18 protein-coding genes are annotated in these 22814 nt (G+C 70.5%); 11 read left to right on the plus strand and 7 right to left on the minus strand.

Annotated elements, in window-relative coordinates; all coding sequences use genetic code 11:
* Nucleotides 1-12 precede the first annotated feature (12 nt).
* The gene (locus tag JOD65_RS16070; protein ID WP_191195913.1) at nucleotides 13-372 is read right to left on the minus strand and encodes a hypothetical protein; all 360 of its coding nucleotides are present in this window, start codon (nucleotides 370-372) and stop codon (nucleotides 13-15) included.
* Between the two features lie 148 nt (nucleotides 373-520).
* On the opposite strand from JOD65_RS16070, the gene lpdA reads away from it, so the two are divergent.
* From lpdA to JOD65_RS16090, 4 genes are all read left to right on the plus strand, one after another.
* Nucleotides 521-1897 carry a dihydrolipoyl dehydrogenase gene (gene lpdA / locus JOD65_RS16075; RefSeq protein ID WP_318151940.1) on the plus strand — a complete coding sequence of 459 codons (1377 nt, stop codon included), beginning with the start codon at nucleotides 521-523 and terminating at the stop codon, nucleotides 1895-1897.
* Nucleotides 1898-1941: 44 nt separating this feature from the next.
* Nucleotides 1942-3807 (plus strand): 2-oxoglutarate dehydrogenase, E2 component, dihydrolipoamide succinyltransferase, encoded by a 1866-nt coding sequence (gene sucB, locus JOD65_RS16080; protein ID WP_191195914.1) that lies wholly within the window; start codon nucleotides 1942-1944, stop codon nucleotides 3805-3807.
* A gap of 258 nt (nucleotides 3808-4065) precedes the next feature.
* The gene (locus JOD65_RS16085; RefSeq protein ID WP_307821214.1) at nucleotides 4066-7575 is read left to right on the plus strand and encodes an ATP-binding cassette domain-containing protein; all 3510 of its coding nucleotides are present in this window, start codon (nucleotides 4066-4068) and stop codon (nucleotides 7573-7575) included.
* Between the two features lie 40 nt (nucleotides 7576-7615).
* Nucleotides 7616-8506 (plus strand): TIGR01777 family oxidoreductase, encoded by an 891-nt coding sequence (locus JOD65_RS16090; protein WP_191195915.1) that lies wholly within the window; start codon nucleotides 7616-7618, stop codon nucleotides 8504-8506.
* On the opposite strand, the gene JOD65_RS16095 is transcribed toward JOD65_RS16090, so the two are convergent.
* Nucleotides 8452-9066, minus strand: coding sequence for a hypothetical protein (locus JOD65_RS16095; protein WP_204811232.1), 615 nt, complete (start codon nucleotides 9064-9066; stop codon nucleotides 8452-8454). The genes JOD65_RS16090 and JOD65_RS16095 overlap by 55 nt on opposite strands.
* 134 nt (nucleotides 9067-9200) lie before the next feature.
* Between JOD65_RS16095 and lipB the strand changes: the two genes are divergently transcribed.
* Entirely contained in the window at nucleotides 9201-9953 is a 753-nt protein-coding gene (gene lipB, locus JOD65_RS16100) for a lipoyl(octanoyl) transferase LipB (RefSeq protein ID WP_191195917.1), read from the plus strand.
* Between the two features lie 18 nt (nucleotides 9954-9971).
* Here the strand turns inward: lipB and JOD65_RS16105 are convergent, their stop codons facing one another.
* The gene (locus JOD65_RS16105) at nucleotides 9972-10610 is read right to left on the minus strand and encodes a MerR family transcriptional regulator (RefSeq protein WP_191195918.1); all 639 of its coding nucleotides are present in this window, start codon (nucleotides 10608-10610) and stop codon (nucleotides 9972-9974) included.
* Between the two features lie 81 nt (nucleotides 10611-10691).
* Here JOD65_RS16105 and JOD65_RS16110 point away from each other — a divergent pair, with 81 nt between their 5' ends.
* The 3 genes from JOD65_RS16110 to JOD65_RS16120 all read left to right on the plus strand — a co-directional run bounded on the left by JOD65_RS16110 (nucleotide 10692) and on the right by JOD65_RS16120 (nucleotide 13036).
* On the plus strand, nucleotides 10692-11261 hold the full coding sequence (locus JOD65_RS16110; RefSeq protein WP_191195919.1) for a DUF4188 domain-containing protein: 570 nt from the start codon (nucleotides 10692-10694) through the stop codon (nucleotides 11259-11261).
* A gap of 53 nt (nucleotides 11262-11314) precedes the next feature.
* Entirely contained in the window at nucleotides 11315-12256 is a 942-nt protein-coding gene (gene lipA, locus JOD65_RS16115; protein WP_191195920.1) for a lipoyl synthase, read from the plus strand.
* Nucleotides 12257-12328: 72 nt separating this feature from the next.
* Nucleotides 12329-13036, plus strand: coding sequence for a DUF4191 domain-containing protein (locus JOD65_RS16120; RefSeq protein ID WP_191195921.1), 708 nt, complete (start codon nucleotides 12329-12331; stop codon nucleotides 13034-13036).
* Between the two features lie 22 nt (nucleotides 13037-13058).
* On the opposite strand, the gene JOD65_RS16125 is transcribed toward JOD65_RS16120, so the two are convergent.
* Entirely contained in the window at nucleotides 13059-14459 is a 1401-nt protein-coding gene (locus JOD65_RS16125; protein ID WP_191195922.1) for a vanadium-dependent haloperoxidase, read from the minus strand.
* A gap of 133 nt (nucleotides 14460-14592) precedes the next feature.
* The gene (locus JOD65_RS16130) at nucleotides 14593-14976 is read right to left on the minus strand and encodes an RDD family protein (protein ID WP_191195923.1); all 384 of its coding nucleotides are present in this window, start codon (nucleotides 14974-14976) and stop codon (nucleotides 14593-14595) included.
* A gap of 180 nt (nucleotides 14977-15156) precedes the next feature.
* On the opposite strand from JOD65_RS16130, the gene glnA reads away from it, so the two are divergent.
* The 3 genes from glnA (at nucleotide 15157) to JOD65_RS16145 (ending at nucleotide 19531) form a co-directional block, all read left to right on the plus strand.
* The gene (gene glnA, locus JOD65_RS16135; protein WP_191195924.1) at nucleotides 15157-16578 is read left to right on the plus strand and encodes a type I glutamate--ammonia ligase; all 1422 of its coding nucleotides are present in this window, start codon (nucleotides 15157-15159) and stop codon (nucleotides 16576-16578) included.
* A gap of 163 nt (nucleotides 16579-16741) precedes the next feature.
* Complete coding sequence (locus JOD65_RS16140) at nucleotides 16742-18067, plus strand: site-specific integrase (RefSeq protein ID WP_191195925.1); 1326 nt, start codon at nucleotides 16742-16744, stop codon at nucleotides 18065-18067.
* A 99-nt stretch (nucleotides 18068-18166) separates the two neighbouring features.
* A complete protein-coding gene (locus tag JOD65_RS16145; protein ID WP_191195926.1) occupies nucleotides 18167-19531 on the plus strand; it encodes a site-specific integrase in 1365 nt (454 codons plus the stop codon).
* Between the two features lie 174 nt (nucleotides 19532-19705).
* Here JOD65_RS16145 and JOD65_RS16150 read toward each other — a convergent pair whose 3' ends face one another.
* Together JOD65_RS16150 and JOD65_RS16155 are read right to left on the minus strand one after the other, a co-directional pair.
* On the minus strand, nucleotides 19706-20758 hold the full coding sequence (locus tag JOD65_RS16150; protein ID WP_191195927.1) for a hypothetical protein: 1053 nt from the start codon (nucleotides 20756-20758) through the stop codon (nucleotides 19706-19708).
* A gap of 125 nt (nucleotides 20759-20883) precedes the next feature.
* Nucleotides 20884-22803 carry a GmrSD restriction endonuclease domain-containing protein gene (locus JOD65_RS16155; RefSeq protein WP_191195928.1) on the minus strand — a complete coding sequence of 640 codons (1920 nt, stop codon included), beginning with the start codon at nucleotides 22801-22803 and terminating at the stop codon, nucleotides 20884-20886.
* Nucleotides 22804-22814: the final 11 nt, after the last annotated feature.

The raw sequence follows: 22814 nt of genomic DNA on the forward strand, positions 1-22814 counted from the left end.
CGCCCTGACCTCCTAGATCCCGCCGGCCTTCTTGCGCCGGTTGTAGTCGCGCATCCGCTGCGGGACGCCGACCACCGCTGCGTCGTACGACGGCACGCGGTGGCGGTTGGCGAAGTCGTGCGCCCACTTCACGCTCGGCACGCGCCGTCGGGTCCACTCGCCGTCGTGCGCGACCAGCAGGAGGGTCACGTCGTTGACGGCCGTGCGGGGCTCGACGAACCCCTCGACCCCCTGGCGGGTGGCGACGAAGTTCTCGAGGTGTCGCACGTCCTCACCGTCGGAGGCACGCACGCGCGTCGAGCCGGTGCGGGTGGCGTCGCGCGCCGGAGCACTGGAGCGCCCTTTGCGGCGGAATCGGTCGAACAGGCCCATGGCGCACATTCTGCCGGGAGGTTCCCCATCGTGCGCGCGCGGATCGCCGGTTCAGCCCACCCGACCCGGTGTGGACAGCCTCGCGAAGAGTGCAAAGATGGACGCGCCCGAGATGGTCGGTGCGAGTCGAGCGTGTGGAGGAAAGTCAGTGACGGACGGTGAGTTCGACGTCCTCGTCCTCGGGGCTGGATCGGGCGGTTACGCCTGTGCCCTGCGAGCGGCCCAGCTGGGTCTGAGCGTCGGGCTGGTCGAGAAGGGCAACCTCGGCGGCACCTGCCTCCACGTGGGCTGCATCCCGACCAAGGCCCTCCTGCACGCCGCGGAGGTCGCCGACTCGGCCCGCGAGGCCGCGCAGTTCGGCGTCACCGCGACCCTCGACGGCATCGACATGGCCGGCGTCAACGCCTACAAGGACAAGGTCGTCGACCGTTTGTTCAAGGGCCTGACCGGCCTCATCAAGTCGCGCGGCATCACCGTCGTCCAGGGCACCGGCACACTGACCGGTCCCCGCGAGGTCACCGTCGACGGCACGGCCTACACCGGCAAGGCCGTCGTGCTGGCCTCCGGCTCCTACAGCAAGTCGCTGCCCGGCCTCGAGGTCGACGGCGAGAAGGTCATCACCTCCGAGCACGCGCTCCGCCTCGACCGCGTCCCGGCGTCCGCCATCGTGCTGGGCGGCGGCGTGATCGGCTGCGAGTTCGCGAGCGTCTGGAAGTCCTTCGGCTCCGAGGTCACCATCATCGAGGCCCTCCCGCGGCTCGTCGCCGCCGAGGACGAGGCCTCCTCCAAGGCGCTCGAGCGTGCCTTCCGCAAGCGCAAGATCAGCTTCCTCACCGGCACCCCGTTCCAGAGCGTCAAGACCACCGACACGGGCGTCGCCGTCACCGTCGAGGGCGGCGACGTGATCGAGGCCGAGGTGCTCCTCGTCGCCGTCGGGCGCGGCCCCTCGACCGACGGCCTCGGCTACGCCGAGCAGGGCATCGAGATGGACCGCGGCTTCGTGCTCGCCGACGAGCGCTGCCGGACCAACGTCGAGGGCGTCTACGCCGTCGGCGACATCGTCCCCGGCCTCCAGCTGGCCCACCGCGGCTTCCAGCAGGGCATCTTCGTGGCCGAGGACATCGCCGGTCTCGACCCGCGCCCCGTCGACGACGCCGGCATCCCGCGGGTGACCTACTCCCACCCGGAGATCGCGTCGGTCGGGCTCGACGAGGCGAGGGCGCGCGAGCTGCACGGCGACGCGGTCACCACGGTGACGTACGACCTCGGCGGCAACGGCAAGAGCCAGATCCTCCAGACCCAGGGCTTCGTCAAGCTGGTCAGCCTGGTCGACGGCCCGGTCCTCGGCGTCCACATGGTGGGCGATCGGGTCGGTGAGCTCATCGGCGAGGCCCAGCTCATCTACAACTGGGAGGCACACGCCGACGACGTCGCGCCGCTCGTGCACGCCCACCCCACGCAGAACGAGGCCCTCGGCGAGGCGCACCTCGCGCTGGCCGGCAAGCCGCTGCACGCGCACTCCTGAACATCCCTCAGAATCTCCCCAACCAACGCGAGCGAAGGAACCACATGGCCTCCGAAGTCACCCTCCCCGCACTCGGCGAGTCCGTCACCGAGGGCACCGTCACCCGCTGGCTGAAGCAGGTCGGTGACACGGTTGCCGTCGACGAGCCGTTGCTGGAGGTCTCCACCGACAAGGTCGACACCGAGATCCCCTCGCCCGTCGCCGGCACGCTCCTCGAGATCAAGGCCAACGAGGACGACACCATCGAGGTCGGCGCGGTCCTCGGCGTGATCGGCGAGGAGGGCGAGTCCGCGGGCGACGCCTCCGAGACCGCCGAGCCCGAGGCGCAGCCCCAGGACGAGGGCGAGTCGGAGAAGAAGGCCGAGCAGGAGGAGCAGGTCGCCGAGGAGACCGGCGAGCTCCCCGCCGGCGACGAGACCCCCGAGTCGGAGAAGGACGACGCCCCGGCCGAGTCCGAGCCCGCGGCCGAGCAGGCCTCGTCCGGCGGCTCCTCCTCCGGTGGTGGCGGCGGTACGCCGGTCACGCTGCCCGCGCTGGGTGAGTCCGTCACCGAGGGCACCGTCACCCGCTGGCTCAAGAAGGTCGGCGACGAGGTCGCGGTCGACGAGCCGCTCCTGGAGGTCTCCACCGACAAGGTCGACACCGAGATCCCCTCGCCCGTCGCCGGCACGCTGCTGGAGATCAAGGCCGAGGAGGACGAGACGGTCGAGGTCGGCGCCGAGCTCGCGATCATCGGGTCCGGCGACGCGGCTCCCGCGAAGTCCGCCGAGCCGGAGCCCGAGCCCGAGGCCAAGGAAGAGCCGAAGTCCGAGCCGGAGCCCGAGCCGGAGCCGGCGCCCGAGGCCGAGGAGAAGCCCCAGGCAGAGCCCGAGCCGCAGGCGAAGGAAGAGCCGAAGGAGCAGCCGAAGGAGGAGGCTCCGGCCGCGCCGGCAGCCCCGGTGGCGAGCGAGGGTGGCCGCGACCAGTCGGCGTACGTCACCCCGCTGGTGCGCAAGATGGCCGACCAGCACGGCATCGACCTCGGGTCGGTCCAGGGCACCGGTGTCGGTGGCCGGATCCGCAAGCAGGACGTCCTCGACGCCGCTGCTGCCGCCCAGCAGGCTGCCTCCGCCCCGGCTGCTCCGGCCGCCGCGCCGTCCGCGCCCGCCGCCGGCGCTCCGCCTGCTGCTGCCGCCCCGTCGTCGGCGTCGCCGTCGCCGCTGCGTGGCACCACCGAGCCCCTCTCGCGCCTGCGCAAGGTGATCGCCACGCGCATGGTCGAGTCGCTGCGGGAGGCCGCCCAGCTGACGCAGGTCATGGAGGTCGACGTCACCTCGATCGCCCGTCTCCGCGAAGCGTCGAAGGCCGACTTCCTGGCCCGCGAGGGCGTGAAGCTGACGTACCTGCCCTTCTTCGCCAAGGCCGCGATCGACGCGCTCAAGCTGCACCCCAAGCTCAACGCGGCGATCGACTCTGACAAGGGCGAGGTGACCTACTTCGACCGTGAGAACATCGCGTTCGCGGTGGACACCGAGAAGGGCCTGCTGACCCCGGTGGTGAAGGAGGCCGGTGACCTCTCGATCGCCGGGCTGGCGAAGAAGATCGCCGACGTCGCCGAGCGCACCCGCACCAACAAGATCACCCCGGACGAGCTGTCCGGTGGCACCTTCACCATCACCAACCTCGGCAGCTTCGGGGCGCTCTTCGACACCCCGATCATCAACAAGCCGCAGGTCGCCATCCTCGGCCCCGGTGCCGTGGTGAAGCGTCCCGTCGTGATCGACGACCCCAACCTGGGCGAGACGATCGCGGTGCGCCACATGGTCCACCTGTCGCTGACGTACGACCACCGCCTGGTCGACGGCGCCGACGCGGGTCGCTTCCTCCAGGAGGTCAAGAAGCGCCTCGAGGCCGGCCAGTTCGAGGTCTGAGCACAGCCGCTGATCGACGCCCCGTCCACCTCGGTGGGCGGGGCGTCGTCGCGTCCTGCCCCGGTCGCCGGCTGCCTGGAGTCACCGGATATCCGGTGACTTCCCACGGATCGTGGAAGATCCGAGCCACCAGGTGACCCAGACCTTCCACGATCTCCGTACGCCCCGCGCTCGAAGAGCTCCGGCCAGCGGCCGGGGTCACACGAAAATCGGGCGCGCGATGTCGGCCCCGGCACGTAACGTCTTGTGCTTGTGACGGTGACCGAGACGCAGACCCACCCGGCACCGGCGACGACGTCCGCGACCGACGGACTGCCGCCGGGTCGGGTGCCTGTCGACTGGCGCCGGGTCCGCCGTCCGCTGACCTACCTCTGCTTCTCGATGTCCCTGCTCGGCGCGGTCGCGGCGTCCCTCGGCTCGATGGTCGCCGGGCGCCTCGCCGTCGGCCCGACCAGCACGCTGCTGACCCTCCTGGCGCTGTGCGTCGTGGGCGGGGCGGTGATCGACACGGTCGCCAAGACCATCTGGGCCACCATCTGCGACCGCGCCGAGGGGCAGCTGCGTGCCGACCTGCTCGACGCGGCGATGGCGCAGCCGCTGTCCGAGCTCTCCGAACAGGCGGTCGGCGAGGTCCTCGACCGCATCGACGACGACACCTGGGAGGTCGGCCAGCTGATGCGCTGGGGCGTGTGGCAGGCCGCGCGCACCTTCCTGGCCTCCGGCCCGCTGTGGGTGGTCGCGTCCCTCACCTGGTGGCCGGCGGCCTTCCTGTTCCCGGTGACCGCGGTCGTCACCTACCTCTCGATCCGCCACCTGCTCCCCCAGATCGCCCAGCGCAAGGTCGTCGAGGAGGCAGCCTGGACCGACCATGCCGCCTCCACCGAGGAAGGCGTCGCCGCCCGCGACGACGTACGCACCTCACTGGGCCAGGCCCACGTGCTGCGCCGCAACGCCTACCTCGCGTCGGTCATCCACCAGACCCTCGACGCGGTCCTCGCGGTCGAGGTGCGCGTCACCCGGCGCAGCGGCGGGCTGCTCCACGGCGCCCTCGCCGCGGTCGGCGTCGTCGGCGTCGCGCTGGTCCTGTCCGGCGACCTGTCGACGGCGCGGCTGGTCACGCTGTTCCTCGTCACGACGATGTTCGTCGGGGGCGTCGACATGCTCGCCCGCCACCTGCCCGACCTCCAGGAGGGCTTCGGCGCCGTGCTCCGGCTGCGCGCCATGATGGCCTCGTCCGTCGAGCCCCAGGGCGGCCTCCCCGTGCCCGACGGCCCGCTCGACGTGGAGTTCCGGCACCTGGAGTTCCGCTACGGCACGGGCACGTTCGCGCTCCGCGACGTCGACCTCCTGCTCACCGCGGGCCACACCTGCGCGCTCGTCGGTCGCACCGGGTCGGGCAAGTCCACCCTCGCCTCCCTGCTGTCCCGTGCCGTCGAGCCGCCGCGCGGCATGGTGTTCCTCGGCGGGGTCGACGTCCTCGACCTCGACCTGCAGCAGCTGCGCTCCGCCGTCGGCGTGGTGACCCAGCGCACCGAGGTCCTCGCCGGCACCCTCGCCGACAACATCACCCTCTTCGACGACGTCCCCCGCTCGGTCGTCGAGGCGGCGGTGGCCGAGCTCGGCCTGACCGAGTGGGTCGCCGGGCTGCCCGACGGCCTCGACACCGTCCTCGGCCCCGGCGGCACCAGCCTGTCCGCCGGGGAGGAGCAGCTCGTCGCCTTCGCCCGGCTCCTGGTGCGCGATGTCAGCGTCGTCGTCCTCGACGAGGCCACGGCCCGCATGGACCCGGTCACCGAGGCCCGCGTCGTACGCGCCGCCGACCGGCTGATCTCGGGACGCACCGGCATCCTCGTCGCCCACCGGCTCTCCACCACCGAGCGAGCCGAGCAGGTCGCCGTCCTCGAGTCCGGTCGCGTGGTCCAGCAGGGCCCGCGGGCCCGCCTCGCCGCCGAGGACGGCCGGTTCCGCGACCTCCTCGACGCCGCCGCGCACGAGGCGGTCGTCGAGGAGCACCACCACGACGACTCCACCATCGGGTCGGTGCGCCGCAGCACCACTCCCCCGGCGCCGCCCGAGCTCGCCCCGACGCCGAGCCTGGCCCGCCAGGTGCTCCACACGATCAGCATGCAGCCGCAGTGGGGCCTGCTCGGAGCGTTCCTGTTCCTCGTCTCCTCGCTGACCGGTGCGTTCGGTGCGGTCACCGGATGGGTATGGGGCCACATCGTCACCGACCTGCAGGCGGGTGAGCGCCCCGGGCTCCTGGTCGTCGCCCTCGTCGCCTCCCTCCTCGTCGGCCCGCTCCTCCTCGCCCAGGCGTTCCGCACCTATCCGCACTGGTGGGTGGAGGTACGCCTCCGCGTGCGCGCCGCGGTGCTCCACGGGCAGACGTCCCAGCGCCGACTGCTGCGCACGCCGCCCGGTGAGGTCGTCGCCCGCACGATGGACGCCGACCGGCTCGCGCGCTACACCGACCGCTGGGTCGACTTCGTCAACGGACTGGTCATCGCGGTGGTGACCGCCCTGATCGCCCGCACCTGGCTGGCCGGCGCGGTCCTGCTGGCCGTCATGGTCGCGTCCGCCCTCGCCTCGACCCTGGGCCGCCGCGTCGCCGGACGCTCGGCTGCGGCCGCATCGACCGCACGCGCGAGGTTCGGGCAGTCGCTCGTGTCGGCGCTGGAGTCGGTGCGCACCGTCAAGCTCGCCGCGGCCACGCCGCAGGTCCACCAGCACCTGCGCGACGTCGACGGTGGCCGCGTGGACGCCGCCGTGCGCGAGCACCGCGTGCAGGCGCTGCTCGAGGGCGTGCCGGTCGTCATGGTCCAGTGCGGCGTCGTCGCGGCGTGGGCCGGGCTGCTCACCGGCCGGTGGGAGCTCGCGACCGCGCTGCTCGTCGCCAACGCCGTCAGCGGGTTCGACTGGTTCGGTCGGGTCGCCGGCACGGTCGTGACCGAGGCGCCCGGCACCCGGGCGTGGATGAACGCCACCAGCGAGCTCGCCGGAGGCGGCGACCTGATGGACCTGCCCCCCGGCGTCGACCTCGTCCGCGGCACCGGGCCGGAGCCCTCCACGCCCCACCGCGACCCGCTGCGCATCCTCACGATCCGCGACCTCGCCGCGGTGCACGACGACGGCACGGTCGGCGTGCAGGACGTCGACCTCGACGTGCGGGCCGGCGAGCTCGTCCTGCTGCTCGGCCAGGTCGGGTCGGGCAAGTCCAGCCTGCTCAGCGCGCTCGCCGGCCTCGTCGGGAGCACGGGCGAGATCCGCTGGAACGACCGCCTCGTCGACGACCCGCAGACCACGCTCCGGCCCGGTCGGGTCGCCCACGTGGCGCAGGTGCCGCGAGTGCTGTCCGGCACGTTCACCGGCAACGTCGCCCTCGACCACGCCGACCGCTCGGTGGTGCCCGCGCTCGAGGCGGCCCGCATGGGACGCGACGTCTCGGAGGCCGGTGGCGCCGATGCCGTCGTCGGCCACCGCGGCGTACGCCTCTCCGGTGGGCAGGTGCAGCGCCTCGCGCTGGCCCGGGCGCTGGCGACGGACGCCGACGTGCTGCTGGCCGACGACGTGTCGTCCGCGCTCGACGCCGCCACCGAGATCGAGCTGTGGCAGGCGTTGCGGGCTCGCGGCACGGCCGTCATCGGCGCCACGAGCAAGGCTGCGGCACTCGCGCAGGCCGACCGGGTCGTGGTGCTCGACTCCGGTCGCGTGGTCGACGACGGACCGTGGCACGAGCTGTCGTCGCGGTGGGCCCACCTGGCCGGCTGAACCATCCGCAGCCGCTTTGGCCGCATGGTTGGGTGGGGACATGCGCGTCGTCATCGCTGGTGCCTCGGGCTTTCTCGGGACCCACCTGTCCGACCACCTGCGGGTGCACGGGCACGAGGTGACGGCCCTCGTCCGGGGCGAGCCCGGCTCGGCCCACGAGTCCCGGTGGGACCCGGCCGCCGGCAGCATCGACGCTGCGGTGATCGAGTCCGCCGACGCGGTGGTCAACCTCGCCGGCGCGCCCATCGCCGGCAACCCGCACTCGAGGAAGTGGGCCCGGGAGGTGCTCGAGTCGCGAGTCTCGACCACCCGCCTGCTCGCCGAGACGATCGCCGAGACCGCGCGCCCGGCTGCCTTCCTCGCCGGCAACGGCATCGCCTGGTACGGCGACCACGGCACGTCGCCGGTCACCGAGGACACGCCCAGCACCGGCGACGCGTTCCTCACCAACGTCTCCCACGAGTGGTCCGAGGCGGCCGACCCGGCCCGCAAGGCGGGCGCTCGTGTGTGCGAGCTGCGGACCTCCCCGGTCATGGACCGCACCTCGCCGCCGCTGAAGCAGCTGCGCCTGCTCTTCCAGGCCGGCGGCGGCGCCCGCCTCGGGTCGGGCGAGCAGTTCATGCCGATGATCTCGCTGCGCGACTGGGTCGGCGCGGTGAGCTACCTCATCGAGTCGCGCGACGTCTCCGGCGCCTTCAACCTCTGCTGCCCGCACACGCCGACCAACGCCGAGTTCACCAAGGCTCTGGCGGCCGCGCTGCGCCGCAAGGCCTTCCTCGCCGTCCCGGCGCCGCTGATGAAGCTGGCCGCCGGCGACCTCGCACCCGAGGTGCTCGGCTCGGTCAACGCCCGGCCGGCAGCACTCGAGCGGGCCGGCTACGACTTCGAGGACGAGGACGTGCGCGAGGTGCTGACCGCCGCGCTGTCCTGATCGCGCACCTCAGCCACCACCCACCTCGCACCCTCGCGGACCAGCGCCACCCGTCGCGTGGACGGTCGTTCGACCGGCAGCGAGACGGACGCGCCGGACCCGACGGCCTCCGCACCGACGACACGGTCCGTGACCACCAGCTCCAGCCGGCCCGGTGACCGGGCGGCCACCCGCAGGGCCAGCACCTGCGTCACCATCCCCTCCACGCGCAGCCCGCGCCGGCCGTAGTCCCGCAGCAGCCGGACATCGGCCGCCCCCGCTCCGGACCCGTCGGCGTACAACCTCCCGAGAGCGCGTGCGTCGCCCTCGGCCCAGGCGGCGGACCGCCGCTCGTCCCAGGCCGCCAGCACCGCGGCCGGCCCGGACCGCTCGGCCTGCGGCGCGGACGGGGACGACGCCGGGCTCGCCAGGCGCGGGCGTGGCGCCGGGTCGGGGCGCGCCACGACGACCACGAGCGTCGCCACCACCAGCGCGCAGGCGACGGCGGTGAGCGCGGGGAGCAGTCGTCGCGGGTCCACCCCGCCACCCTCGCCGATCCCGCGGTCGGCTGCAGGCGTCATCCACAGGCGTTCGCCCGTCCCCGCTCGGACATGTCTGAGGACGCCGTGGACGGAACCGAGGGCCTGGGCCGACCGTTGCGTCCTCAGATGTCCCCGCGGCGGGACGGACGGCCCAGCGGCGTACGCTCGGGGCCATGTCGTCGGACCAGATCGCCACGCACGCGCTCGCCTTCGAGGTCGCCGGTCTCGGCGACGACGCCGTCGACTACCTGGCCGCCTGGGACCTCCAGCGCCGGGTGCACGAGGAGGTCGTCGCGGGCTCGCGGCCCGACACCGTGCTGCTGCTCGAGCACCCGCCCGTGTTCACCGCCGGCAAGCGCACCGACCCCCACGAGCGGCCGCTCGACCCGGGCGGCGCGGCGGTGATCGACGTCGACCGCGGCGGGAAGATCACCTTCCACGGCCCCGGCCAGCTCGTCGGCTACCCGATCGTCCAGCTGCCCGACCACGTCAAGGTCGTCGACTACGTGCGCCGGGTCGAGGAGGCGCTCATCGCGGTCTGCACCGACCTGGGCGTCACCACCGCCCGCATCCCGGGCCGTAGCGGCGTGTGGCTGCGCGAGGACGAGCGCGGCCCCGAGCGCAAGATCGCCGCCATCGGGATCCGGGTCAGCCGGGGCGTCACGATGCACGGCTTCGCCCTCAACTGCGACGTCGACCTGGGCTGGTACGACCGCTTCGTCCCGTGCGGCATCGCCGACGCCGGCGTCACCTCGCTCTCGCAGGAGCTCGGTCGCGACGTCACGATCGACGACGTGCTGCCGAGCGTGCGCCGGCACCTGGCGACGTACCTCGCCTGGCAGCCCTATGACGCCACCCCCGACTACGACGCCCGTCCCGAGCCGGGCCACGGCTCCCGCATCGAGCTGGTGCGCCCGGGCGCGTGACCCGCGCGGACCGGTGCGTCAGTCGCGCCGGTCCTCACCGAACCGCTCGTGCGAGTGGTGCTCCTCGGCGAGCCGCCGCAGCGTGGTGAGCACGGTCGCGAAGACGACCTGCCCGACGATCATCTCCTCGAGCAGGCCGACGCGGTCCTTGCGGTCGTCGAGGTTGGCGATCTCGTGGCGTGCGAGCTGGTCGGCCATCGCGACGTAGGGCGCGATCTCGGCGGGGTCGCGGGGGTGGGTGTCGAAGCACGCCACCAGCTCCAGCGTCGCCGCCAGGTTGTCGCGGTCGACGGAGTCCTTGCGCACGCAGTCCCAGCCCGCCTGGGCGATGATCGCGTCGGCGATCTCCCGCGCCTGCCCTCGCGACGGGTCGGCGGACGCCGGAGGCGGGGTGGGTGCGAGTGCGTCGGCGGCCACCGCGAAGAGGTCGTGCACGGTCCCCCGCGTCTCCGAAGCAGCGACGAGACGCCGCAGGCCCTCGACCGGCACGTCGCCCACGTCGCGCAGGATCCGCAGCAGCTCGAGGCGTCGTACGTGCTGCTCGGCGTAGTCGGTGAGCCGCGGCGTCCGCTTGTCGCCCTCGGGGAGGAGCCCCTCCCGGAGGTAGTACTTGATCGTCGGCACCGGCACGCCGGTCCGCTCCGAGAGCTCGGACATCCGCACGCTCGTCCCCCTTGACCTACTTCATAGATAGTGCCACTGTCGTACAAGACAGTACCACTATCCAAGGAGGCCGCCATGGCCGGCTCCACCACCCGGCGTGTCCCCCGCGCCTATGCCCCGGCGCCCGGACGCGCCCCAGCAGGAGTGCGCGGCGGTCAGTACGTCGCCGACCCGCAGGTCGACGACGTCGTCGTCTTCGTCATCGGCATGCGCATCAACCGACTGCGCCGGGTACGCACCTGGTGGCCCGTGTTCGTCGGCATGCCGCGGATGCTCCGCGAGCTGGCGGGCAGCGACCGCGGGCTGCTCGGCGCGCACTCGTTGGTCGGCGGACGCACGCTCGTCACCATCCAGTACTGGCGCAGCGCCGAGGAGCTCGGCGCCTTCGCCCGCGACGTCTCCCTGTCGCACGCGCCCGCGTGGCGCGCGTTCAACCAGGACGTGGCCGCGACGGGGGACGTCGGGATCTTCCACGAGACCTACGTCGTCCCGGCCGACCGCGTCGAGTCCGTCTACGGCAACATGACGGAGTTCGGCCTGGCCGCCGCGTTCGGCTCCGTCGAGCGCGGCCGCGGGAAGGGTCGTACGACGGCGCACGAGCGGCTCGAGTCCACCGAGCCCGACTACGTCGACGCCTCGACCTGAGTGCTCCGGATGCTGATTGGGGACGCTCGGGGCACCGTCGTAGAGTGGCGCGTGTGACGACCGCTCCCGCACCCGAAGGACGCAAGCTTCTCCGACTGGAGATCCGCAACGCGGAGACCCCGATCGAACGCAAGCCGGAGTGGATCAAGACCCGGGCCAAGATGGGGCCGGAGTACACCTCCCTGCAGAACCTCGTGAAGTCCGAGGGGCTCCACACGGTCTGCCAGTCGGCGGGCTGCCCCAACATCTTCGAGTGCTGGGAGGACAAGGAAGCCACCTTCCTCATCGGCGGCGACCAGTGCACCCGCCGCTGCGACTTCTGCCAGATCGACACCGGCAAGCCGCAGCCGCTCGACCGCGACGAGCCGCGCCGCGTCGCGGAGTCGGTGCAGAAGATGCAGCTCAAGTACGCCACCATCACCGGCGTCGCCCGCGACGACCTGCCCGACGGTGGCGCCTGGCTCTACGCCGAGACCGTCCGGGTGATCCACGAGCTCAACCCCGGCACGGGCGTGGAGAACCTGATCCCCGACTTCAACGGCAAGCCCGACCTCCTCCAGGAGGTCTTCGAGAGCCGTCCCGAGGTGCTCGCCCACAACGTGGAGACGGTGCCGCGGATCTTCAAGCGGATCCGCCCCGCGTTCCGCTACGACCGCTCGCTCGACGTGATCACCCAGGCGCGCGACTTCGGCCTGGTGACCAAGTCCAACCTGATCCTCGGCATGGGCGAAACCCGCGAGGAGGTCAGCCAGGCGCTTCGCGACCTCCACGAGGCCGGCTGCGAGCTGATCACCATCACCCAGTACCTCCGCCCCTCCCCCCGGCACCACCCCGTCGAGCGGTGGGTCAAGCCGGAGGAGTTCGTCGAGCTCAAGGCCGAGGCCGACGAGATCGGCTTCGCCGGAGCGCTCTCGGGTCCGCTGGTCCGCTCGTCCTACCGCGCCGGCCGGCTGTACGGTCAGGCGATGGACGCGCGCGCCGCCGCTGCCGTCTGACCCAGCACCACCCAGCTCCACCCAGCACCAGCACCAGCACCTGTTCAACACCTGACCGGACAAGGCCACCTCATGTCGACCCCCGCCACCACGCCCAGCTCGCGCCGCGGGCAGATCATGCAGACCTACCAGATGGCCAAGCGGAGCGACCCGCGCATCGGCCTGATCGTGATGGGCGTCTTCGTGCTCGGCGCCGCCCTCGGCTTCGCGCTCATGTGGGTGCTGCCGGGCGACGGCATGATCGGCTGGATCATGTCGGTCGTCGGTGCGCTCCTGATCGGTGCACTCTGCGCGCTGCTCGTCTTCGGTCGCCGCGCCCAGAAGGCGGCGTACACCCAGATGGAGGGCCAGCCGGCCGCCGGGGCCGGAGCCCTGCAGATGCTCCGTCGCGGCTGGAAGGTCGACCCGGTCGTCGGCTTCACCAAGCAGCAGGACGTCGTGCACCGCGTGGTCGGCCCGCCCGGAATCGTGCTGGTCGGCGAGGGCTCGAGCCCCAGCCGGGTCAAGCAGCTGCTCGCCACGGAGCGCAAGAAGCACGAGCGCGTCGCCTACGGCGTCCCGATCCACGAGGTCGTCTGCGGCCGCGGCGAGGGCGAGGTCCCGCTGCCCAAGCTGGTCAAGCACGTCCAGAAGCTCGGCCGCAACGTCAAGCCCGCCGAGATGACCGACATCCTCCAGCGCCTCAAGGCCCTCGACGCCCAGCGCGGCAAGCTGCCGCTCCCCAAGGGCCCGATGCCGACCTCGATGAAGGGCATGCGCTCGCAGCAGCGCGGCCGCTGACCACGCTGCTGCGACTCGGCCGTCAGTGCCAGTGGCGCAACGGCTGCATGTGGTTCTTGGCGATGTAGGCGCCGACCTTGCGCCCGAGGGCCTTGCCCATCTCGGTCGAGAAGCGGAAGTGGATGCCGGCTCGCACGCGCGAGTCGGCGTTCTCGTCCGCCGCCTGGGTGAAGGTCTCGAACGAACGGACCGGGTTCGCCGGAAGCGCCGTCGTCGAGTCCATGGAGAACGGCACGTGGTCGGTGCCGAAGGCTCGCTTGAGCACCTCCGCCGCCCCGGCGCCGAGGACGCTGTGCGTCGACGGGTAGTCCTGGACCGGCGGGGTCTCCAGGTAGCTCAGCCACGCAGGGTCAGCGACCGTGCGGCGGTTGCCGTCGGTGTCACCGGCCCGGATCGCGGTGTACGGCCGCCAGAAGTCCCAGTGGAACTTGGAGTCCCAGCCCGCGACGTAGCTGTCGTACAGGGCCATGTCGACCAGCGCGAACATCCGGGCCGCCCGCCAGAGCTCCAGGTCTTCGCTCGTCGCGGTGACGCGGGCGATGCGGGGCCAGCCGATCTCCGACCCCTCGTACCACCAGTTGGCGTAGTTGCTCTGGTCCGTGGTGCGCGTCGTGCTGCCCAGGGCGCCGACCGACTTCACCTCGTCGTACGCCCGGGCGTAGGCGCGGCTCCTCAGCGAGGGGGGCGGCGGCACCCGGAACTGCTCAGGTGACGTGAGCCCGAAGGGAGTCGCGTAGCGGAAGTCCTCGGCGAAGGTGAAGGGGTACGGCGGCACGAACTGGTAGTCGCCCGGCTCGGTCCCCGGTACGTAGGTCGAGCTGAAGAGGTCGACGACCGTGCCGTCGTCCTCGCGGAGGGCGACGATGGCCGCCGCCGTCGCGGCGCCGAGGGTGAGGGCCCTCGTCTTGGCAGGGCCGTCGGGCACGGTGGCGAGCCAGGTCGCCAGCTCGGCATCCAGCGTCGCCTGCTGCGCGGGATAGACGGTCACGAGCACGTCGTGCGCTGCTGCCGCGGCGGCCGCGACCGGGTCCGCGCCGTACGAACGGCCGACGTAGGCGTACTGCTCGTACCTCGGCCTGATGGCGTTGAGGGCGTCGTGCATCGCGATGTGCATCATCGCCTGGTGCCGGGCGCCCAGGAACGACACGAAGCCGTCGTCCGTCGTCGCCGCCTCGAAGGCGATGCGGCTCCAGTCGACCACGACGTCGCTGCTGGTCGCGGTCGGGTGCGAGTGACCGGTCGCGGCGGCGAGGGTCGGGGCGAGGGCGTCCTGCGAGCCCTCGTCATCGGTCGCCTCGGCGTTGCCACCGAGTACGAGGAGCGCGAGCAGCGTGACGAGCGCGGTGGTGACAGCCGATGCTGTCCGCCGACCTGCGCGCGCTGCCGGCGCCACATGAACGTGTCTGGTTGAGGTTGTCGTCATCGGTCCTCCTCAGCGAGTTCCGACAGCCGGAAGGTCCCCCGTGGCAAGTTCTCGACGCTACGCCGGGCGGCGACGCGAGGCGACCGGGGAACGCGACGGCCGCCGGCTCACGCGTGGACCTGACTAGCCCTGACTAGACCGCGATGGTGCGGGTGCCGGCCGCGACGTCGTGGAGCCCACGACCGTCGAAGGTCAGCAGGGGCGGCACGAGCAGCGCGACGAGCACGGAGCGACCGAGGGAGCGCAGCAGCGAGACCGGCTGGCCGGAGCCGTCGTTCCGGACCACCCGCAGCCGGGTGGCGAGCTTGCCGAACGACCCGCCGGCCAGTGTGGTGAACAGCGCCGACTCGAGGACGAAGAGCGCCAGCGTGCCGAGGCCGTTGGGGTTGCCGCCGAGGACGTCGACCGCCACCAGGCCCTCGACGACCGCCAGGCAGGCCACCCAGTCGACGAACAGGGCCAGGATGCGTCGCCCCCACGAGGCGGACGCGAGCTCCGGTGTTACAGCGCTGGTCACGCGACCAGCCTAGGAGGCGTCCTGGGACGGCCCAGCGACCGGTCACCCGTAACACGAGCGAAACAAACGGGATACGGTCTTGAAACTGCTCCCACCTAGCGTGGCGGCACGGTGCAACGAGGCTCCGCTCCCGAACGCTGCAAACTCGACGTGCGCGCGCCGCCGTCAAGGAGGAACCGAATGTTCAACAACTCCGATGAGCTCCTGAAGTTCATCAAGGACGAGGGCGTCGAGATGATCGACGTCCGCTTCTGCGACCTGCCGGGCATCATGCAGCACTTCACGGTGCCCGCGTCGTCGTTCGACCAGAGCGTCTTCGATGACGGCCTCGGCTTCGACGGCTCGTCGATCCGCGGCTTCCAGGCGATCAACGAGTCGGACATGTCGCTCTTCCCGGACCCGACCACCGCGTACCTCGACCCGTTCCGCAAGTCCAAGACGCTCAACGTCAACTTCTTCATCCACGACCCGATCACCGGTGAGGCCTACAGCCGCGACCCGCGCAACATCGCGCGCAAGGCGCTGGCGTACCTCGACTCGACGGGCATCGCGGACACTGCCTACTTCGCTCCCGAGGCCGAGTTCTACATCTTCGACAACGTCCGCTACAGCACGGGCGTGAACGAGGGCTACTACCACATCGACTCCGTCGAGGGCTGGTGGAACTCCGGCCAGGACGACGGCCAGAACAAGGGCTACAAGACCCGCCTCAAGGGCGGCTACTTCCCCGTCGAGCCGTACGACCACTACAGCGACCTGCGCGCCGACATGGTCAAGAACCTCGAGGCGTGCGGCCTGCTCGTCGAGCGTGCCCACCACGAGGTCGGCACCGCCGGGCAGGCGGAGATCAACTACCGCTTCGACACGCTGCTCAAGGCCGCCGACGACGTGATGAAGTTCAAGTACCTCGTCAAGAACACCGCCTGGGACCAGGGCAAGTCGGTCACGTTCATGCCGAAGCCCATCTTCGGCGACAACGGCTCGGGCATGCACATCCACTCGTCGCTGTGGAAGGACGGCGACCCGCTGTTCTTCGACGAGACCGGCTACGCCGGGCTGTCCGACATGGCTCGCTGGTACATCGGCGGCATCCTCGAGCACGCTCCGTCGCTGCTCGCCTTCACCAACCCCACCGTGAACTCGTACCACCGGCTGGTGCCCGGGTTCGAGGCGCCGATCTCGCTGGTCTACTCCTCGCGCAACCGCTCCGCCTCGGTCCGTATCCCGATCACGGGTGCCAACCCCAAGGCCAAGCGCGTCGAGGCCCGCTTCCCCGACCCGTCGGCCAACCCGTACCTCGCCTTCTCCGCCCTGATGCTCGCCGGCCTCGACGGCATCCAGAACAAGACCGAGCCCGCAGCGCCGATCGACAAGGACATCTACGAGCTGCCGCCGGACGAGATGGCCGACATCAACCAGGTGCCGACCAGCCTCGACGCCGTGCTCGAGGCCCTCGAGGCGGACCACGACTACCTGACGGCCGGCGGTGTCTTCACCGACGACCTGATCGAGACGTGGATCCACTTCAAGCGTACCCAGGAGATCGCCCCGGTCCAGCAGCGGCCGCACCCGCACGAGTTCGAGCTCTACTACGACATCTGAGCAAGAGGGGCTACACCGCCCCTGACCTGCATAAACGCGAAGCCCCTTCCCGGGTTTCCCCCGGATTCCCCCGAGGATCCGGCGGACGACGGGCGGGGGCTTTGCTGCGCCCGCGGACCGGCGGCCTGCCATGAGCCGCCGCCCCGTGCCGCGGGCACGGCCCGTGGATGTCATCGACAGCGTCGCGGTGTTTGCCCCGGCCAACTCGGGCGGTTACTACAGGCTGCGCTGGACTGGCCTGGATGGCCGACGAGCGGACACGTCTGGCGGGCGCGACCTCGACGGCGCACGCTGCAAGGCAGCCAAGGTCGCCGCCGGACTCTCACGTGCGGCCGGCCCGCAGGCCAGCACCACCCTGGCCGAGCTCTTCGAGCTGTACCTCAAGGCTGGCAGCAGCCCGTACACCGGCCGGCCCTGGCGACGGTCGACCCGCAACCAGATCGAGGACAACCTGGGCCGCGCCCTGCGCGGCCACACCGACGCCGCGGCGATGGACGTTACCCGCGAACTACTCGACCGGATGCGCGCACAAGCTGGCACACCACACATGGTTCGAATCAACACCACCGCCCTGCGGGCGTTCCTGCTCTGGGGCTACCGGCACTCCCCCAGCTTCTTCACCGCCGCCCAAGCCGACCTGCTCCCCCCGCGGGTGGTCATGCCGGCTCCGGCGGTGAAGGGGACAGAGGCACCGACGCGACGCACCAGGGCCCGCCGAGTCGGCCAGGCTGAGGACTACATCCACGAGGAGGACGCCCCGTCAGCAAGCCAGGTGCGCGCACTTTCCCAGGCCCTGCAGCACCGCGTCGGCCCGTGGGGAGCACTGGCACCCGAGCTCGCCGCGAACTGCGGACCCCGATGGGGCGAGCAGTTCCAGCTGCGCGCGCCAGACATCCACCTGGACGGATGTCACGAGGCTGAGCAACCGCACCTTCACATCGACTGGGCGATCGACCCCGGCGCCCCCGCCGACGCTCCCAACGGGCGTCGCGCACGTCCCAAGGGCGACAAGACCCGCATCGCTCCCCTCCCGGCCGTCTCCTTCACCGGCGTAAGCCTGAAGAACATGGTTCGCGATCGCGTCGACACGGCTCTCGCCGAGCAGTCGTCGGGCGCCAACCCTGACGCCCTCCTGTTCCCGGCGCCGCGGGGTGGGCTCTGGTGGCACACCAGCTTCGAGGCCGACCTTCTGAGACCGGCCATGATCGAGGCCGGATGGCCTCTCCGCGAGTGGGTAGAGGAGCGCGACACGTGGGACCCGGTCACCGCCACCTACACGCGCGAGACGCGACACCGCGTCCTCGCGGTGATGCCGTGGCACGCCCACCGGCATCGGTTCGCACGCATCGCCATCGACGAGTTCGGCGCCGACCCCGGCGTGCTCATGGCGCTGGGTGGCTGGGAGAACGAGCTCACGGTGGTGCACCGCTACTACCGCACCGGTCGCGAGCACACCGAGCGGGGACTAGCGCTGTTCGCCCGGCACTGACTCGCTGCCGCGAAGTCGGACGATCATCCCTGGTCGGCAGATTGATGACCCAGAACGGCAGTGACTGCGCAGGTTCTTCGGAGCCGGACCTGTCTGTCCATGACACAGACCAAGAAGCGCACCCTCCCGCTCGAGACCGTCGGCAACGTCAACATCTTCCAGCGCTGCTCGAAGGGCTACTTCCGCCTCAAGTGGCTGGAGCCCGACGGCACCCGGGGCGACACCAGCGGCGGACCGACGATGGAGACCGCACGAGCCAAGGCGGCCGCGATCGACCTGCGTCTCGACCTGGCTGTCGGGCCCCTCGCCGTGACCCCGCTCCGAAAGGCCGTCGACCAGTTCGTCGAGGAGGGTCGTAGCCCCTACCCGCACAAGCGGACGAACAAGCCGGAGCTGTGGAAGCCCGCCCAGAAGAACAACATTCGCAAGGCGCTCAACCGCTGCCTGCACGGCCACGAGCACCTGCGGGCTATGGACATCGATCTCGACCGCAAGGTAGTCGACGCGATGCGCGCCCAGGGTGGGACCTACCACGTTGTCCGACAGAACACGTCGGCGCTCCGCGCGTTCCTGGTCTGGGCCGGTAAGCGGAAGTACATCTCGTACGCACAGGCCGAGCAGCTCCCGCGCGGGGCACTCGCACCCGATCCCGCGTACCCGCGTCGGTCCCGCCTGATCGAGGAGGCCAACTCCCCCGCCCGTCGTCGCCGGATCGGCGAGGCGCACCAGTACATCCGCGACGAGGACGCGCCCACCCCCCGCCAAGTCCGCTCGATCTGCGCACAGCTGGCCGCCTCGTTCCCCCTATGGGCGGAGCTCGCCCCGGAGTTCGCCGCGAACTCGGGATGCCGGTGGGGTGAGCAGTTCCAGCTCACGGCCGACGACGCACACGTCGATGGCTGCAGTGAGGACCCCTCGGCTCACATGCACATCAACTGGCAGATCAACCCCAGCGGCACGGCGGACGAGGACCGTCGCTGCTTGCCCAAGGGGGACATCACTCGGCGCGCCCCGATCGCACGAGAATCCTTCACCGGCTATCCGCTCCGCGCGGAGATGCGCAAGCGGGTCGAGCAGGCGCGGTTGGAGCAGCAGGCCGGCACCAATCCGGAAGGGCTGCTGTTTCCGGCTGAGAACGGCGGCATGCTCTGGCACACGTCCTTCAACGCCGACCACCTCCTGCCGGCCATGGAGCGCGCCGGGTGGCCGATCGACGTGTACGAGGACACGTGGCACCAGTGGGACGGCAAGACGTTCGTCGTACGGGTTTCGCGGCGCCGCGACGCACGTCTGACCTGGCACTCGCTTCGCCATCGGTTCGCGCGCATCTGCGTGGACGACAAGAAGCTCTCCGAGAGCGCTCTCATGGCCGCCGGAGGCTGGATCAACATCGCCACGGTCCAGAACCGCTACTACCGCAGCGGCGACGAGGCCAACAACCAGGCAACGGCGGCCTTCGACTGACAGCTATTCGCGCGGGCATTCTCTGGACACGGGAACCTTGGCCTCATAGTCAGTCGATTCACGCCCTTGGTCCTGCCCCCGTTTCACCCTCTAATCAACGTGTTATTGCCGCTGTGGTGACAGTGGCCGGTAGACCCTGGTCCGGCCCATGGGTGCGGCTCACGACTTCGCTCCTCACCTCACCACCATGGCAGAACGCAGTACGCCGTGCGCTGCCGAACGGCGCTTCCACGCGGCGTCCGCAGCGGCTTCGCCTTGCTGGGCCGACAGACGAAGGTGCTCGAGACGTTCCACGGCTCGCTCCACACGCTCGCGCTGCTCCCGGACTCCTCGAGACGTGTCGGCGGGCTGCAGGCGGTCCCTGCGGGCTTCCTCCAACTCGACCTCGGCGTCCCAGGTCTCCTCCTCGATGGTCGAGGCGAGATCCGACAGTTCCTCCCACTCGGTGCTGGCACGGTCGAAATCCTGCTGTGCTTGGGCGATGGCCGCTGCCTTCAAGGACTTCCATGCCGAGTGCGGAAAGGCCTGAAGGACGTCGTCCCTGTGTCGGACGAGGTCGTCGCGACTCGGGGACGCTCCCAGCTCGGCGGAGGCCAGCATGTCTTGCCACTGCTTCGCGAGCTGACGAGCTGCCTTCGAGACGTGGCGGGAGTCTTGTTGCTTCCATCCCAGGTAGTAGTTGCTGCCCTGCCCGAACGATGTCGCGGCGTACAGCGTCTTTGGGATCCGCCGGAGTTGGACGGCGGTGTCCAACTTGCCGGTCCGGAGCGAATGCACGTTGGGCCTTGGCCCCGTCCAGAATCCTGAGTCGTGTCCGAAGGTCTGTACCGCGTCGTAGACCGACACTCCGGGATAGATCCCCGTGACGTAGCGCCCGAAAGGCGTGTCTTGGACGCGGGATGTGGCCGTGAAGGCCCCGAACGGATTGTCCGGATGTGCGTCGGTCAGTGCCACGGCGGAACGCTCGCCGCGCAGCAGGATGGCGGGCACCTCGCGGATGGAGAAGACGTTGCCGCGTTGCCGTTGCCGTTCGGCGCCCGCCTTTGCACTGTCGACGTCGGTGTACATCGTTGCGTTCTTGAGGTAGTGCTTCACCCAGGTGCTGTTCCAGGCGTTGCGCTCCCGGATCAGCAGTACGACGACTCTCGGTTCCACGCCGAGGAGCAGATCCGTCTCGTGCGCGTCGCGTAGGTCGCGGACCGTCCAGGAGAGCTCGTCCACCTTCACCGAATCAGCATCGCCGATGAGGCCGACACTATCCGGTAGATCACCAGATTTCGGGGCTGATACGCGTCGGCGTCACTGTCTGTGCCGCGGTCCCTGGGCCCGCCGCGAGTCAGCCCGCTGAACACCTACTCGATCGCACCGGCCCGGAGGCGCTCAACGTACCCGCGGAGCGCCACTACTGTCGTGAACGCCTCGATACCGCGCGCAGCCAACTGGTCGACCACGTCGCGCTCGTCCAACTCAAGGACGACTGGGCGTCCGATGCCTTCCTGCAGCCCGGCGGGCCAGAATGCCTCGGCAGTGCACAGGTACTCACCGGTGACCTCGTCAGCCACTTCGACGTCGCGCTCCGGAGCGGAGAATCCTTCGTCCAGAAGCCATGCCACGAGCTCGTCCACCTCGGAGACTGCCTCGTCTTGCTCGACCGCTGGCAGCTCGGCCGGGGCTGCTGAGATGAGGTCCGGCTGTGGTGTTGCTCCGCTCTCGAGGCTGGAGAGGAACTGGTTGGCAGCCGCGGCGAGAGTGCGACGGCGCGCGGCAAGGAAGTCATGGAAGCGGTCGACCTCCCAGAGAGCGAGGTCGTTCGGGATCCACTGGCTGGCGAGGGCGCCTGGCTGACTCGCTTCTACCTTCGGCATGTAGGTCGCCGGCGGAGTCGCGCTGATGGAGATGTTGGTCTGCTTGGTGAGGAAGCAGAAGTTCGCCACGGCGTTGACGTCGCTGCGGTGGTATCCGGCCTTGTACAGCTGCGCCTTGGGGAAGATGTGGTGCACGTCCAAGGACGCGAGATGGCCGAGGAGCGACGCCGACAGCGGGACGCCCGTACCGAAGTCACGGGCTGCTTGGGTCCGGGTCAGCATGTACAGCGTCGGGTAGAAGCGCGAGCCCATCGTGCTGCCGGCGAAGTCGCTCTCCCGCACGGTGAGGTCGCCGCGCGACTGACGGATGACGTCGATGAGCGCGTCGACCCCGCCGTTGTTGACGGCGTCGAGGTCCTGGCTGAGGAACGTCTCGGTCGACCCGGCGTAGCGGCCCCACATTCCGGTGTGTGCGAACCACGCGAGGAGCCGTCCCTGCGTTGCGGCGTCGGGGAGCTGCCCTCCGTTGAGGTGCATGTGACGGGCCAGGATGACCAGCGCGAACTTGCTGAACAGGACACGGTCGTGGTCGAGCCCGAGACGGCCTCCGATCACGTTGAGCCAGGCGCTGACGTACTTGCGGGCAAGCTTCAGGCCGTTCTGTACATCGGCGACCGGGACTCCAGCAAGGGACGAGAACGGCGCCTTGCCGGTGACGATCGCGTTGACGACGCGCAGCAGCCAGTCGAGCTTGAAGTTGAAGCCCGCGTTGCGCCACTCGGTCCGGGCGTCGTTGAACTCCTGGCGAGCCTCGGGCCACGACGCGCACACCTTGGCCAGGGCGAGATCGCCCTTCGACAGCTTGGTGCCGCCCGAGTTGACCCGGTTGAAGATGTCGACGACGACGTCGATCGTCTTGTCAGCTCCGCTGACCTCCTCGATGTGCATGTCGCGGCGCTGGATCTCGTTCACCGCGTTCACACGGTCGAGGTACGTCGCGAACAGGGCGTTGTCGCCCGCCGCTAGCGCTTGCATGGTCGGGATCTGGCTGCCGACGCCGGAGCCCATCAACGCGCTCACGTCGATCCAAGCCGGATCATTCTTCATCTTGCCCGGCGCGTAGAACTCGAAGGCCTGGTCGACCACGTTGAAGTACAGGCCGGTGAACGCCTGCGCATTGCCCTCGAAGAACTTCGGAGCCTGACCGCGAATGACGCCGTACAGAGACGTCGCGCGCTGCTGTCCATCGAGCAGCAACTTGATCGTCCCGTCGGTGCTTACCCCGCCGCGCGCCGCGGCCGTGTCGGCGGCCGTGTTCCAGGTCATGAACCCACCCACCGGGTATCCGCGGTAGAGCGAGGTGAACAGGCCGCGCACCTGGTCTCGGTTCCACACGTAGCCGCGCTGGAACTCCGGCAGAGCGATGTCTCCGCTGTCAATCTGATTGAGGATCTGGGTGACCTGCATGGCGTGCTCCT

Origin of the sequence: Nocardioides cavernae (genome assembly GCF_016907475.1) — a bacterium.
In the GTDB taxonomy this organism is placed as follows: Bacteria; Actinomycetota; Actinomycetes; order Propionibacteriales; family Nocardioidaceae; genus Nocardioides; species Nocardioides cavernae.

Bases quoted from the DNA above. Each gene is read 5' to 3' on its own strand.
- JOD65_RS16070 (WP_191195913.1), bottom strand. From the start codon at position 372: ATGGGCCTGTTCGACCGATTCCGCCGCAAAGGGCGCTCCAGTGCTCCG.
- sucB (WP_191195914.1), top strand. From the start codon at position 1,942: ATGGCCTCCGAAGTCACCCTCCCCGCACTCGGCGAGTCCGTCACCGAG.
- JOD65_RS16090 (WP_191195915.1), top strand. From the start codon at position 7,616: ATGCGCGTCGTCATCGCTGGTGCCTCGGGCTTTCTCGGGACCCACCTG.
- JOD65_RS16095 (WP_204811232.1), bottom strand. From the start codon at position 9,066: ATGACGCCTGCAGCCGACCGCGGGATCGGCGAGGGTGGCGGGGTGGAC.
- lipB (WP_191195917.1), top strand. From the start codon at position 9,201: ATGTCGTCGGACCAGATCGCCACGCACGCGCTCGCCTTCGAGGTCGCC.
- JOD65_RS16105 (WP_191195918.1), bottom strand. From the start codon at position 10,610: ATGTCCGAGCTCTCGGAGCGGACCGGCGTGCCGGTGCCGACGATCAAG.
- JOD65_RS16110 (WP_191195919.1), top strand. From the start codon at position 10,692: ATGGCCGGCTCCACCACCCGGCGTGTCCCCCGCGCCTATGCCCCGGCG.
- JOD65_RS16120 (WP_191195921.1), top strand. From the start codon at position 12,329: ATGTCGACCCCCGCCACCACGCCCAGCTCGCGCCGCGGGCAGATCATG.
- JOD65_RS16125 (WP_191195922.1), bottom strand. From the start codon at position 14,459: ATGACGACAACCTCAACCAGACACGTTCATGTGGCGCCGGCAGCGCGC.
- glnA (WP_191195924.1), top strand. From the start codon at position 15,157: ATGTTCAACAACTCCGATGAGCTCCTGAAGTTCATCAAGGACGAGGGC.
- JOD65_RS16145 (WP_191195926.1), top strand. From the start codon at position 18,167: ATGACACAGACCAAGAAGCGCACCCTCCCGCTCGAGACCGTCGGCAAC.
- JOD65_RS16155 (WP_191195928.1), bottom strand. From the start codon at position 22,803: ATGCAGGTCACCCAGATCCTCAATCAGATTGACAGCGGAGACATCGCT.